This is a genomic window from Rhizobium sp. PEPV16, assembly GCF_008919455.1.
Taxonomy (GTDB): Bacteria; Pseudomonadota; Alphaproteobacteria; order Rhizobiales; family Rhizobiaceae; genus Rhizobium; species Rhizobium leguminosarum_Q.
On the sequence record NZ_VSZV01000338.1, the window covers coordinates 39867 to 52814 of the forward strand.

Here is a 12948-nt window from a genome sequence, read left to right on the forward strand (position 1 = left end):
GTGCGCATGGTGCAGAAGCTCGGCTTCAAGGGTTATCCGGACTTTCAGGCGCATCTGCATCAGGAAGTCGAAGCGACGATCTCGAACCCGATCGCCAAGCACGACCGCTGGGCGCAGAACGCACCAGGCACCCATATTCTCAACCGTTTCGCCGATGCCATCATGGGCAATCTGCGCCAGACGCTGACCGATCTCGACACCGCGACGTTCGACAGCGTCGCCGCGTTGCTCTCCGACCGCAAGCGCGGCCTTTATTTCGTTGGCGGCCGCATCACCGGCGCGCTTGCCGAATATTTTTTCACGCATATGCAGGTGATCCGGCCGGCAACGACGCTGCTATCGTCGAATTCCAGCAGCTGGCCGCAATATGTCCTCAACATGAATGCCGGCGACATCCTGATCATCTTCGACATCCGCCGCTATGAGCAGGAGATGGTGAGCCTTGCGACCGCCGCCCGCAAGCGCGGCGCCGAAATCATCGTCTTCACCGACCAGTGGGGTTCGCCCGCGGCCAAGCTCGCCAGGCATGCCTTCCGCGTCCGGATCGAGGCGCCGTCGGCCTGGGATTCCTCCGTCGTCACCCTTTTCATCGTCGAAGCGCTGATCGAGGCCGTGCAGAATTCGACCTGGGACGAGACGAAGGAGCGCATGAAGACACTGGAAGGCCTGTTCGAGCAGACCAGGCTTTTCCGCAAACCGGGTTAGGAGGACAAGACTAAAACAGAAGAAAAACAATGACGGATTTTTCGCGGAAACAGACGGCGTTGTCGCAAATAAAGCATTTGTCGCAACCCCTGCTATTCACAGCAGAATTAACGTCACCGAACTGTCACACAAGCTTCATGTAATCTCATTAACAGCATCGCCAGACACTGAAAACCCGAAGGAGAACAACAGTGATCTCTAACATTTCTCGACTTCTGTCGCTTTCTACTGCGATGATCGTGGCCTCGACCGCGATTGCCTCCGCCGAGCCGAGCGCTGAACTTATCGCCGCCGCCAAAAAAGAAGGAAGCCTGACGACGATCGCTCTGCCGCACAGCTGGTGCGGCTATGGCGAAGTCATTGCCGGCTTCAAGGCCAAGTACGGCCTCGAGGTCAACGAACTGAACCCGGATGCAAGTTCGGGCGACGAAATCGAAGCCATCAAGGCCAACAAGGGCAACACCGGCCCGCAGGCTCCTGACGTCATCGACGTCGGCCTCTCTTTCGGCCCGTCTGCCAAGAAAGACGGCCTGATCCAGCCTTATAAGGTCTCCACCTGGGATTCCATTCCTGACAGCGCCAAGGATGCTGAAGGCTACTGGTACGGCGACTATTACGGCGTTCTCGCGCTCCTGGTGAACAAGGATCTCGTCAAGGAATCGCCGACTGACTGGGCCGACCTGAAGAAGAGCGACTATGCAAACAGCGTCGCCCTCGCAGGCGATCCGCGCAGCGCCAACCAGGCTGTCCAGGGCGTCTATGCCGCTGGTCTTTCCGCATCCGGCGGCGACGCTGCCAAGGCAGGCGAAGAGGGCCTGAAGTTCTTCGCCGAACTGAACAAGAGCGGCAATTTCGTGCCGGTCGTCGGCAAGGCTGCTCCCTTCGCGCAGGGCTCCACGCCAATCGTCATCGCGTGGGACTACAACGCCCTCTCGTGGGGAGAAGGCCTGAAGGGCAATCCTCCGTTCGAGGTCGTCGTTCCGAAGACCGGCGTCGTAGCCGGCGTCTACGTTCAGGCGATTTCCGCCTTCGCTCCGCACCCGAACGCTGCCAAGCTCTGGATGGAATATCTCTATTCCGACGAAGGTCAGCTCGGCTGGCTGAAGGGCTATTGCCACCCGATCCGCTTCAACGATCTTGCCAAGAACAACAAGATCCCGAAGGAACTGCTCGACAAGCTGCCGCCGGCAGCAGCCTATGAAAAGGCTGTCTTCCCGACGCTGGAAGAGCAGGCCGCCGGCAAGGAAACCATCACCAAGAACTGGGATTCCGTCGTCGGCGCCAACGTTCAGTAAAGTTTGATCCTGCCTCCCCGCCGTAAGGCGGGGAGGTCTTCTCACTCCGACGCCCCAGGATGAGCTTTTCCATGAGCACCGTTTCAACGCCGATGGCGAGCAGTGCCCCCTTGATCAACAAAGACCGCGTGATCGACTGGCTGGGCATCGCACCCTTCATTATTTTCTCCCTGCTATTCCTGATCATCCCCACGCTTTATCTCGTGGTGGGCGCGTTCCTGACGCCCGAGGGCGATTTCACGCTGAAGAATATCGGCGATCTTTTTACGCCATCAATCATGAGCGCTTACTGGATCAGTATCCGCGTCTCGGTCGCCTCCGCCCTCGGCGGCGCGTTGATCGGCTTTTTCCTTGCCTGGGCCGTCGTGCTCGGCGGCCTGCCCGCCTCCGTGCGCTCGACGCTGTTGACCTTCTCCGGCGTCGCCTCGAATTTCGCCGGCGTGCCGCTCGCCTTCGCCTTCCTCGCAACGCTCGGCCGCACCGGCCTTGTGACGATCTTCCTGCGCGAATGGTTCGGCTTCAATCTCTACGGCACCGGCTTCAACCTGCTGTCCTTCTTCGGCCTCACCATCACCTACATGTATTTCCAGATTCCGCTGATGGTGCTGATCCTGACGCCGGCTCTCGACGGCATGAAGAAGGAATGGCGCGAAGCATCGCAGATTCTCGGGGCCACCAACCGTCAGTACTGGACGATGGTCGCGCTGCCGATCCTCTGGCCAAGCCTGCTCGGCACGACGCTGCTGCTCTTTGCCAATGCCTTCGGCGCCATCGCCACAGCCTTTGCGCTGACCGGCAGCTCGCTGAACATCGTGCCAATCCTGCTTTATGCGCAGATCCGCGGCGATGTTCTGCATAATGCCAACCTCGGTTACGCCATCGCGCTCGGCATGATCGTCATCACCGGCGTCTCCAACGTCCTTTACCTCCTGCTGCGCATGCGCGCCGAACGGTGGCAGAAATGAAAGCTCAACGTCTCGGAGCCTGGATCGCCATCATTCTCGGCGCGTCCTACTTCATCATCCCGCTGATCGGCACAATCGAGTTTTCGCTGCGCATGCGCCGCGGCGAATACAGCCTCGACGCCTATCAATCGGTCTTCTCGGACATTCAGTTCCGCGAGACCTTCGGCTATTCCATGCTGATGGCGCTGCTGACCATCGTCTTCGGCATGCTGCTCGTCGTGCCAACGGCCTATTGGGTGCGGCTGCGCCTGCCGCAGATGCGCCCCGTCGTCGAATTCATCACGCTGCTGCCGCTTGTCATTCCGGCGATCGTCATCGTCTTCGGTTACCTCAGGATGTACAATTCGTCGTCCTACCTGCCGCTGACGGGTTCAACGACTGGCACCAACATCCTGCTGGTCTTCTCCTATATCACCCTGTCCCTGCCCTACATGTACCGCGCCGTCGATACCGCCATGCGCGCCATCGACGTCCGCACCCTGACGGAGGCAGCCGAAAGTCTTGGCGCCAGCTGGACGACCATCATGTTCAAGTGCATTTTCCCCAACGTCATGAGCGGCGTGCTCTCAGGCGCCTTTATCACGCTCGCGATCGTCATGGGTGAATTCACCTTCGCCGCACTGCTCAACCGTCCGGCCTTCGGTCCCTACCTGCAGCTCGTCGGTGCCAACAAGGCCTATGAGCCTTCGGCGCTCGCCGTCATCGCCTTCTCGATCACCTGGCTCAGCATGGGCCTGCTCAATCTCGTTTCCCGCGTCGGCAAAGCCCGCCCGGCAAAGGCTTAAGGTAACTGGTTCATGTCCTTTCTCACACTGACCAACATTCAGAAATCCTTCGGCCCGGTGCAGGTCGTCAAGAACTTCAACATGACGATTGAAAAGGGTGAGTTCGTCTCCTTTCTCGGCCCGTCAGGCTGCGGTAAGACGACCGTCCTGCGCATGATCGCCGGCTTCGAAACGCCGACCGGCGGCACGCTGACCATCAATGGCAAGGATCAGAGCTCGCTGAAGCCGAACCAGCGCAACATCGGCATGGTCTTCCAGGCTTATGCATTGTTCCCCAACATGACCGTGCACGACAATGTCGCCTTCGGCCTCAAGGTCGCCGGCGCGCCGAAGCCCAAGATCGACGCCCGCGTCAAGGAAATGCTCGGCCTGATCAAACTCGATCATCTGGCCGACCGCTTCCCCTATCAACTATCGGGCGGCCAGCAGCAGCGTGTCGCCCTTGCCCGCGCGCTTGCCGTCAAGCCGCAGGTGCTGTTGCTTGACGAGCCGCTCTCCGCGCTCGACGCCAAGATCCGCGTCTCGCTGCGCGAGGAAATTCGCCAGATCCAGCAGCAGCTCGGCATCACCACGGTCTTCGTCACCCATGATCAGGAAGAAGCCCTGTCGATCTCCGACCGCATCGTCGTCATGAATGCCGGCAAGGCTGACCAGATCGGTTCGCCCTTCGAGATCTACAACACGCCGGCGACGCGCTTCGTCGCCTCCTTCGTCGGCACGCTGAACCTCATCGAAGCCAAAGTCGTCGATCCCGACACCAACCGCATCCAGATCGGTGATCAGGGCATAACGCTGAAGCAGTCGGTGGCCGCTCACAAGACTGGCGAAACCATCTCGCTGGCCCTGCGTCCGGAAGCCGGCTCGCTCTCCGACAGCGTCAAGAGCGACACGGCGCTGACCGGCCAGGTCGTTTCGGCCCACTTCCTGGGGTCGGTCATTCGCACCCGCATGAATGTTGGGGGCAACGTCATCTCCTTCGACATGTTCAACAGCCCCGGCATCACCCCGCCGCAGGCCGGCGAAACCGTAACCCTGCGCTTCATGGCAGCCGACCTGCTGATCATCCGCGACTGATTTCGCCAATACTGCTGAGGCAAAGGGCGCCGCGAAACGACGCCTTTTTCATTTCAGGTTGTCCGACCTGTCAGCAATCGTGATGCAGCTATCACCATAAGGCACTTGAACTCTCCGAGGCCGGTGCCAGAAGTTGAGCAAACCAAATGAGCCCGGTAGCCCTCTGCCTGGCACTTTAAGAAATGGGATATTTCAATGATTACCTGCCACCTGCGCTATGTGATCGATCCGTACAAGCTTGCCGAATTCGAGCAATATGCCCGGCTCTGGATTCCGATCGTCAACAGGATGGGCGGCACCCATCACGGTTATTTCCTGCCATCCGAAGGCGCCAACAACATTGCCATTGCACTGTTTTCCTTCCCGAGCCTTGCCGCCTACGAGGACTATCGCACACGCATGGCAAGCGATCCGGAATGTCAGGCGGCTTTCGAACTCGACAAACGTAACCGCAGTATCGTCAGCTATGAACGCAGCTTCATGCGGCCCGTACTCGGCTGATCAAACCCGCACCCGACTGGAAACGAAAACCCCGTCGGGTTGGCTGGCGGGCTTTTCGTTCTGTCATGCGCTTAACGGATCGCCTGGTCGTCGACGTCGAAACGATGGACGTGCGCCTGATCCGGCGTCGCATAGACGATCTCGTCCGGCTCGTACTGATGCTCGCCAAACAGACGTGCGGTCAGCAGGCCGCACTGGTCGGATTCCAGATAGATGATCGTGTCGGCCCCGAGATGCTCGACATGCACGACCTTCGCAGCCCAAGTCCCCTGGTCGCGCGACAGCGTCAGGTGTTCGGGACGCACGCCGATCGTCTTGGCGCTGTGGTCGCCGACCTTCTCTGCCGCAATGAAATTCATCTGCGGCGAGCCGATGAAGCCGGCGACGAAGACATTGGCCGGTCGTTTGTAGAGTTCCATCGGCGAACCGATCTGCTCGATCGCGCCGGCATTCAGCACCACGATCTTGTCGGCAAGCGTCATCGCCTCGACCTGGTCGTGGGTGACATAGATCATCGTTGCCTTCAGGCTGCGGTGCAGCCGGGCGATTTCGAGGCGGGTCTGGACGCGCAGCGCCGCATCGAGGTTCGACAGCGGCTCATCGAACAGGAAGAGTTCCGGTTCGCGCACGATGGCGCGGCCGATGGCGACGCGCTGGCGCTGGCCGCCGGAGAGCTCGGCCGGCCGGCGCGCCAGATAGGGTTGCAGCGAGAGCATGCCGGATGCCTTGCCGACACGCCTATCGATCTCATCCTTGGCGGTGCCGGCCTGCTTGAGACCAAGTCCCATATTGTCCTTGACCGTCAGATGCGGATAGAGCGCGTAGGACTGAAACACCATGGCGATGCCGCGCTTGGCCGGCGGCGTCAGGGTCTCATCGCGGCCATTGATGACGACGGCGCCTGACGTGACGTCTTCGAGGCCTGCAATGCTGCGCAACAGCGTCGATTTCCCGCAGCCCGACGGCCCGACGAAGATGACGAATTCGCCGTCCTTGACCTCGAGGTCGATGCCTTTCAGCACTTCATGCGTGCCATAGGTCTTGCGGATGGATTTGAGTTGAAGCGATCCCACGGGTCTTTCCTTATAATCTGACCGGCTGGCCGGTGCGCACGCTCTCGTCGGCGGCAAGGCAGATGCGCAGCGACGCCACCGCATCCGCCATATGGCGGTCGAGGTCCAGATCCTCGCGGATCGCCCTCAGCATGAAGGCCTGTTCCAGGTCGCAGAGCGCCTGATGACCGGGCTCGCCCGTCATCGTCATATCCTGGTCAGGCCGGATGAACTTGCCGTCAGGCCCAGTCTCGGCCGTGTGCAGGCGGATCACCGAGGTCTTGGTGTGCGTGTCGATATCGTCGGACCTCGCGTTCGGATCCATGACGATCGACACCGCCCCCTTCGGCGACATCACATCTTTCACGAAGAAGGCTGTTTCCGAGATCATCGGGCCCCAGCCGGCCTCGTACCAGCCGACGGAACCGTCCTCGAACAGCACCTGCAGGTGACCGTAATTATACATGTCGGCAGCGATCTCGTGGGACATGCGCAGTCCCATGCCGCGTACCTCGACGGCCCTCGCATCGGTGATCTGGCACATGACGTCGACATAATGCACGCCGCAATCGACGATCGGCGAGGTCGTGCGCATCAGCGACTTGTGCGTCGCCCAGGTCGGGCCGCTGGACTGCTGGTTGAGGTTCATGCGGAAGACGTAAGGCGGGCCGAGCTTGCGCGCCTCCTCGATCAGCTTCATCCAGGAAGGATGATGGCGAAGGATATAACCGATCACCAGCTTGCGCCCCGCCTTCCTGGCTGCCGCGACGACGCGCTCCGCGTCTGCGACCGTTGTCGCCAGCGGCTTTTCCACGAAGACATCGCAGCCGGCCTCGAAGGCGGCGACAGCATAATCGGCATGGCTGTCGGAATAGGTATTGATGGAGCAGAGGTCCGGCTTCAGCTCGGCCAGCGCCGTCGTGAAGTCGGGATGGATCGTATAGCCCTTCAGCTCAGGCTCCAATTGCGGCGTCGAGCGGTTGACGAGACCGACGACCTCGAAGCCGGGATTATTGTGATAGGCGAGCGCATGGCTGCGGCCCATATTGCCGAGTCCGGCAACGAGGACGCGGATCGGTTTTTCGGTCACTTGACGGCTCCTGACGTGATGCCGCGGATCAGCTGCCGCGAGAAGATGACGTAGAGGACGAGGATCGGCAGGATCGCCAGCGACAGGGCCGCCAGCACCGCATTCCAGTTGGTGACGAACTGGCCGATGAAGATCTGCGATCCGAGCGTCACCGTTTTGGTGGCCTCGGAGGGCGCCAGGATCAGCGGGAACCAGAGATCGTTCCAGATCGGGATCATGGTGAAGACCGCGACCGTCGCCATGGCCGGGCGCACCAGCGGCAGCACCAGGCGGAAGAAGATCGCATATTCGGAAAGCCCGTCGATGCGCCCGGCATTCTTCAGATCGTCCGAAACCGTGCGCATGAATTCCGACAGGATGAAGATCGCCAGCGGTATGCCCTGCGCGGTATAGACGAGGATCAACGCCGTCAGCGTATTGACGAGGCCAGCCGCCACCATGCCCTGCAGGATCGCCACCGTGCCGAGACGGATCGGGATCATGATGCCAATCGCCATGTAGAGCCCGAGCAGCATATTGCCGCGGAAACGGTATTCGGAAAGCGCAAAGGCCGCCATGGCACCGAACAGCAGCACCAGCAGGATCGAGACGATCGTGACGATGAAGCTGTTCTGGAAATAGTTGGCAAAATCGCCCTGCCCGAGCACCGTCTGATAGCCGACGAGGCTGAAGGTCGACGGCGTCGGGATCATCAACGGCTCGCGGAAGATCGAAGCGCGATCCTTGAACGAGTTGACGATCGTCAGAAAGACCGGAAACAGCGCGACCAGCGTATAGGCGCTGAGAGCCAGATGCACGAGGCCGGTGCGGATGGGAGATGTGCGTGCCTTGGACATGCGCGCTCCTCAGAACTGGTAGCGACGCATGCGCCGCTGGATGACGAACAGATAAAGCGAGACGCCGGCGAGGATGATGAGGAACATCACCGTGGCAATCGTCGCGCCCATCGAGCGGTCGCCGAGCTGAAGCTGGAAACCGAAGAAGGTGCGGTAGAGCAGCGTGCCGAGAATGTCGGTCGACATGTCAGGCCCGGCGAGCGCGCCCTGCACGGTATAGACCAGGTCGAAGGCGTTGAAATTGCCGACGAAGGTCAGGATCGAGATGATGCCGATCGCTGGCAGGATGAGCGGCAGCTTGATTTTCCAGAATTGGGCCCAACCGGTAATGCCGTCGCATTCGGCCGCCTCGATCACCTCTTCGGGGATGCTGAGCAGTGCGGCATAGATCAGCATCATCGGAATGCCGATATATTGCCAGTTCGAGATCAGCGACACCGCGATCAGCGCCGAACCGGACTTGCCGAGCCAGGGTGCGAACAGGAATTTCAAGCCGATGAGATCAAGCATCCAGGGCGCCACACCCCAGATCGGCGAAAGGATGAGCTTCCAGATGAAGCCGACGATGACGAAGGACAGGAGCGTCGGCAGGAACATTGCCGTGCGGTAGAAGGCGACGCCGCGCAGCTTCGGCACCGAAAGCAGGGCGGCAAGCGCCACGCCGATCGGGTTCTGCACGCACATGTGGATGGCAAAGAAGATCAGGTTGTTGACCAGCGCATTCCAGAAATCGCGCGCCCAGCGCGCATCGCCGAACAGCACCTTGAAATTCGCCAGTCCGACGAAGGCCGGCTGTCCGTCGACCGTATTGTAGAGCGAAAGCCTGAGCGTTTCGATGAGCGGCAGCACCATGACGGCGGAATAGACGATCAGGGCCGGCAGCATGAAGACGAAGATGTGCCAGCGCACCGGGCGCCTGATCGGGACGATATCGACCGTGTTGTCGGTTTCGCTCATGGCTTTTGCCTGTTCTTGTCGACTGGCCGCAAGATGCAGCGCAGATGGAAAACATTGCGCCTCACCCCTGACCCTCTCTCCGGCTGTGGGGAGAAGGAATGTGCCCTGCTTTGATGCCATGTCGGGCTGGGAGGTCGCTGCGAGTCTCCTTCTCCCCTGAAGTGGGAGAAGGTGGCCGGCAGGCCGGATGAGGGGCGGCAAACGCCGCCCCCTCTCACACGCTATCACTTGGCCGGCTTGTACCAGCTGTCGAGGCCGTCCTGCAGCTTCTTGGCGGCGACCGCAGGCGTATCCGTGCCGTTGATCACGTTGGCCGATTCGACCCAGGTCTCGTTTTCGAGGTTCGGCGTGCCACGCGACAGGATCTGGTAGGTCGAGCGCACCGTCGACTTGTAGGGGCCGCGCCAGGAAACGAATTCCTGAGCGAGCGGATCGGACATCTTGACCGGGGTGGAGTTCAGGCTGAAGAAGCCCGGCAGCGAGTTGGCGTAGATATCGGCGAACTCCGGCGAAGCGACCCAGCTGAGGAACTTCTTGGCTTCCTCGGCGTGAGTGCTCTTCGCGTTCAGCGCGACGCCGATATCCGGATGGTCGGAGATGTAGCCCGTGTCGCCTGCCTTCGGAACCGGCGGCGGGAAGGCGCCCATCTTGAACTGGGCCTGGCTGTTGAACAGCGCGATTTCCCACGAACCGGCAGGATAGATCGCCGCGCGGCCGAGCGTGAACAGGTTCTGGCTGTCGGAGTAGGTCTGGGCCTCGAAGCCGTCGCCGAGATAGGGCTTCCACTTGGCAAGCTCTTCATAGGGCTTGACCCATTCGGCATCGGTCAGCTTCTGCTTGCCGGCGATCAGAGCGGCGCGGCCGTCCTCACCCTTCCAGTAGTTCGGGCCGATGTTCTGATAGCCCATGGTAGCGGCTTCCCAGAGGTCCTTCGTGCCCATGGCGAGCGGAATGTAGGTGCCGTCGGCCTTGATCTTGTCGAGCGCTGCGTAGAACTCGTCCTGCGTCTTCGGCACGGAGATGCCGAGCTTGTCGAAGGCATCCTTGTTGTAGATGAAGCCGTGAATGACCGAAGCCATAGGCACGCAGAAGGTGGACTTGCCGTCGTCGGTGCTCCAGGCGGCCTTGGCGACCGGCGAGAAGTTCTCCATGCCAGGCAGGCTGGTGATGTCGGCGAGCTGCTTCTTGTTGAAGAGTTCGAGCGAGGCATCGAACGGACGGCAGGTGATGATATCGCCTGCGGAGCCGGCATCAAGCTTGGCGTTCAGCGAGGCGTTGTATTCGGTCGGCGCGGTCGGCGAGAAGACGATCTTGATGCCCGGGTTCTTGGCTTCGAAGGCCGGGATGATCTTTTCCTGCCAGATCTGCAGATCGTCGTTACGCCAGCTTTCCACCGTCAGCGTGACGTCGGCGGCATGGACGAGGCCCGCTGAAGTCAGCAGACTGGAGGCAAGCAGCAAGCTTTTCAGAGCAGTGTTTTTCATTTCCCTCTCCTGTTTTAAAGCGCCGCTAGGCGCTGTCTTCGATCTGAAACAAGCAATTGGCGTGTTTGAGGTAACACCCAATGCCCCTTGGAGGACCGCCAGCAATGCCGGTCCCGAAAGCTCAACGGACACGAAGGCGGACGCCTGCGGCCGAACTGCGCGCCTTCCCGGCGACTGCACCAGGTGGCGAAATGATGGGGAAAGCCGATGGATGCCTGACCTTCACCACCAGCTTGACGGGCCGGCGGGTTGTCATCTCGATCATCCTCGAAGCGGTTCCGGCTTGGTTTAACTGCCGGTTTTCGTGGGCTTCGAAGTGCTGTTCCCTTTTGCCGAATTAATGCCAAAAAAATACCAATTGTCCAGCCGAATTTAACTTTTCGGCCTGATAAAACTCATTAAAAAATTTAATCAAGCAAAATCAATATGATAAAAAGATTGATTTTCTGTGTCATTCCCACTTGGTAAATGGTATTTTTTTGGTATTGTATTAAAAAACATAGGGAACGGCATATTCGGAGGCCCGATGACGGAGCTTGCAATCGGCATAGACGGCGGCGGAACGAGCTGCCGGGCCGCAGTCGCGGACAGGAACGGCAATGTCATCGGCCGCGGCAAATCAGGCCCTGCCAACATCCTGTCGGATCTGGAAAACTCTCTTCTCAACATCGTCGAATCCGCCCGGCAGGCGCTAAGCGATGCTGGGCTTGCCGCTGAAACCCTTCCCTCCGTCGCAGCCGTCGTCGGCGTCGCAGGCGCCAATGTCGGCGATTACGGCAGGCGGATCGAAAAGGCCCTGCCCTTTGCCGAGGGCCGCGTCGTCACGGATGCGCTGATCGCCCTGCAGGGCGCGCTCGGAGATGCCGACGGCATCGTTGGCGCCTTCGGAACAGGCTCGGTCTATAATGCCCGCAAGGACGGCCGGCTGAACGGCATCGGCGGCTGGGGTTTCGTTGTCGGCGACCAGGCAAGCGGTGCCCGCCTCGGCCGCGACCTCCTGGAACGATCACTGCTTGCCCATGACGGGGTGCACCCGGCCTCGCCGATCACCGACGCGGTCATGACAGAATACGGCAACGATCCCGAGCGCATCGTCGAATTCGCCCATTCGGCAAGGCCGAAGGATTTTGCCCGTTACGCGCCTGTTGTCTTCCAACATGCCGCCAAGGACGATGCCGTCGCGGCCGGCATCGTCACGGATGCGGCAACGGCGATCGGCGAAAGTCTCGAAGCACTGCTCTGGCCCGAATGCCCATCGATCTGCCTGCTCGGCGGTCTTGCCGAAGCCTACGAGCCGTGGCTTTCCGAACGCTACCGGTCGCTGCTTGCCAGACCGAAAGGCGATGCCCTGCAAGGCGCGGTGGAACTTGCGGTCAAGCTCTTAAACGACAGGCAGAGAGGTGCGGCATGACCGACGACCTCGCTACCCTCCTTTCCCTGGAGCGCCTGCAGGCAGCCGGCACAGGTCCGCTCTACGTCAAGCTGCGCCGCACGCTCGAAGGAGCCGTGCGCGCCGGCACGCTTGGTCACGGCGATGCGTTGCCCCCCGAACGCGACATCGCCGAATTCGCCGCCGTCAGTCGAGTCACCGTGCGCAAGGCGATCGACGAACTCGTCGCCGATGGCCTGCTGGTGCGCCGTCACGGTTCAGGCACCTTCGTCGCCAAGCCGGTCTCCAAGGTTGAGCAGCGCCTGTCGCAGCTCACTTCCTTCACCGAAGACATGGCGCGCCGCGGCATGTCCTCCCGCTCCGAATGGCTGCACAAAGGCGTCCACACCCCCTCGCCCGACGAGATGATGATCCTTGGCCTCGGTACCGACGTCAAGGTTTCGCGCCTTTCCCGCCTGCGCATCGCCGACGACCAGCCGCTGGCGATCGAGAATGCCAGTGTCTCCGGCGAATTCCTGCCCGATCCCTCGGCCGTCACCAATTCGCTCTATGCCGAACTCGAACGCCTTCAGGTCCGCCCGGTGCGCGCCGTGCAGCGCATCTCCGCGACCAATATGAAGGAAGCCGACGCCCAGCTTCTCGGCGTCTCCGTCGGTGCGGCCGGCCTGTCGATCGAGCGTATCTCCTATCTCGGCTCCGGCCGCGCCGTCGAATTCACCCGCTCGCTCTATCGCGGCGATGCCTATGACTTTGTCGCGGAGCTGACGATCGCGGTGACGTGAGAGGCTTGAATTTATCCGAATTATACGTATAA

The 12948-nt window shown here is 60.7% G+C and carries 13 protein-coding genes; 8 read left to right on the forward strand and 5 right to left on the reverse strand.

The features are described 5' to 3' along the window. The 6 genes from FY112_RS25435 to FY112_RS25460 all read left to right on the forward strand — a co-directional run. Positions 1 to 705 (forward strand): MurR/RpiR family transcriptional regulator (locus FY112_RS25435; protein WP_246700742.1); only part of this gene is annotated, 705 nt, incomplete at its 5' end. A gap of 191 nt (positions 706 to 896) precedes the next feature. Next, entirely contained in the window at positions 897 to 2000 is a 1104-nt protein-coding gene (locus tag FY112_RS25440) for an ABC transporter substrate-binding protein (RefSeq protein WP_131628528.1), read from the forward strand. A 71-nt stretch (positions 2001 to 2071) separates the two neighbouring features. Continuing rightward, entirely contained in the window at positions 2072 to 2965 is an 894-nt protein-coding gene (locus FY112_RS25445) for an ABC transporter permease subunit (RefSeq protein WP_064652265.1), read from the forward strand. Beyond that, positions 2962 to 3750 (forward strand): ABC transporter permease, encoded by a 789-nt coding sequence (locus tag FY112_RS25450; RefSeq protein ID WP_027664213.1) that lies wholly within the window; start codon positions 2962 to 2964, stop codon positions 3748 to 3750. The genes FY112_RS25445 and FY112_RS25450 overlap by 4 nt, the downstream gene beginning before the upstream one ends. Positions 3751 to 3762: 12 nt before the next feature. After that, positions 3763 to 4824, forward strand: a complete 1062-nt coding sequence (locus FY112_RS25455; RefSeq protein ID WP_151519555.1) for an ABC transporter ATP-binding protein — start codon at positions 3763 to 3765, stop codon at positions 4822 to 4824. Between the two features lie 195 nt (positions 4825 to 5019). Next, positions 5020 to 5325, forward strand: a complete 306-nt coding sequence (locus FY112_RS25460) for an NIPSNAP family protein (RefSeq protein ID WP_094088705.1) — start codon at positions 5020 to 5022, stop codon at positions 5323 to 5325. 71 nt (positions 5326 to 5396) lie between these two features. On the opposite strand, the gene FY112_RS25465 is transcribed toward FY112_RS25460, so the two are convergent. The 5 genes from FY112_RS25465 to FY112_RS25485 form a co-directional block, all read right to left on the reverse strand. After that, positions 5397 to 6398 (reverse strand): ABC transporter ATP-binding protein, encoded by a 1002-nt coding sequence (locus tag FY112_RS25465; protein ID WP_094088706.1) that lies wholly within the window; start codon positions 6396 to 6398, stop codon positions 5397 to 5399. Positions 6399 to 6408: 10 nt separating this feature from the next. Beyond that, positions 6409 to 7467, reverse strand: a complete 1059-nt coding sequence (locus FY112_RS25470; RefSeq protein WP_151519556.1) for a Gfo/Idh/MocA family oxidoreductase — start codon at positions 7465 to 7467, stop codon at positions 6409 to 6411. Further along, a complete protein-coding gene (locus FY112_RS25475) occupies positions 7464 to 8303 on the reverse strand; it encodes a carbohydrate ABC transporter permease (protein ID WP_027664209.1) in 840 nt (279 codons plus the stop codon). Before FY112_RS25475 ends, FY112_RS25470 begins: the two co-directional genes overlap by 4 nt. Before the next feature lie 9 nt (positions 8304 to 8312). Further along, the gene (locus FY112_RS25480; protein WP_011652846.1) at positions 8313 to 9260 is read right to left on the reverse strand and encodes a sugar ABC transporter permease; all 948 of its coding nucleotides are present in this window, start codon (positions 9258 to 9260) and stop codon (positions 8313 to 8315) included. A gap of 224 nt (positions 9261 to 9484) precedes the next feature. Beyond that, the gene (locus tag FY112_RS25485; RefSeq protein ID WP_017961352.1) at positions 9485 to 10744 is read right to left on the reverse strand and encodes an ABC transporter substrate-binding protein; all 1260 of its coding nucleotides are present in this window, start codon (positions 10742 to 10744) and stop codon (positions 9485 to 9487) included. Between the two features lie 526 nt (positions 10745 to 11270). On the opposite strand from FY112_RS25485, the gene FY112_RS25490 reads away from it, so the two are divergent. Both FY112_RS25490 and FY112_RS25495 read left to right on the forward strand, forming a co-directional pair. Further along, positions 11271 to 12155: an N-acetylglucosamine kinase gene (locus FY112_RS25490; protein WP_017961354.1), complete on the forward strand. Its 885-nt coding sequence runs from the start codon at positions 11271 to 11273 to the stop codon at positions 12153 to 12155. After that, entirely contained in the window at positions 12152 to 12916 is a 765-nt protein-coding gene (locus tag FY112_RS25495) for a GntR family transcriptional regulator (RefSeq protein ID WP_027664205.1), read from the forward strand. Before FY112_RS25490 ends, FY112_RS25495 begins: the two co-directional genes overlap by 4 nt. Positions 12917 to 12948 lie beyond the last annotated feature (32 nt).

What these genes read in the sequence shown, in the direction of transcription:
- FY112_RS25485 (WP_017961352.1), bottom strand. Translation starts at nt 10,744, where the DNA reads ATGAAAAACACTGCTCTGAAAAGCTTGCTGCTTGCCTCCAGTCTGCTG.
- FY112_RS25445 (WP_064652265.1), top strand. Translation starts at nt 2,072, where the DNA reads ATGAGCACCGTTTCAACGCCGATGGCGAGCAGTGCCCCCTTGATCAAC.
- FY112_RS25480 (WP_011652846.1), bottom strand. Translation starts at nt 9,260, where the DNA reads ATGAGCGAAACCGACAACACGGTCGATATCGTCCCGATCAGGCGCCCG.
- FY112_RS25475 (WP_027664209.1), bottom strand. Translation starts at nt 8,303, where the DNA reads ATGTCCAAGGCACGCACATCTCCCATCCGCACCGGCCTCGTGCATCTG.
- FY112_RS25450 (WP_027664213.1), top strand. Translation starts at nt 2,962, where the DNA reads ATGAAAGCTCAACGTCTCGGAGCCTGGATCGCCATCATTCTCGGCGCG.
- FY112_RS25495 (WP_027664205.1), top strand. Translation starts at nt 12,152, where the DNA reads ATGACCGACGACCTCGCTACCCTCCTTTCCCTGGAGCGCCTGCAGGCA.
- FY112_RS25490 (WP_017961354.1), top strand. Translation starts at nt 11,271, where the DNA reads ATGACGGAGCTTGCAATCGGCATAGACGGCGGCGGAACGAGCTGCCGG.
- FY112_RS25460 (WP_094088705.1), top strand. Translation starts at nt 5,020, where the DNA reads ATGATTACCTGCCACCTGCGCTATGTGATCGATCCGTACAAGCTTGCC.
- FY112_RS25455 (WP_151519555.1), top strand. Translation starts at nt 3,763, where the DNA reads ATGTCCTTTCTCACACTGACCAACATTCAGAAATCCTTCGGCCCGGTG.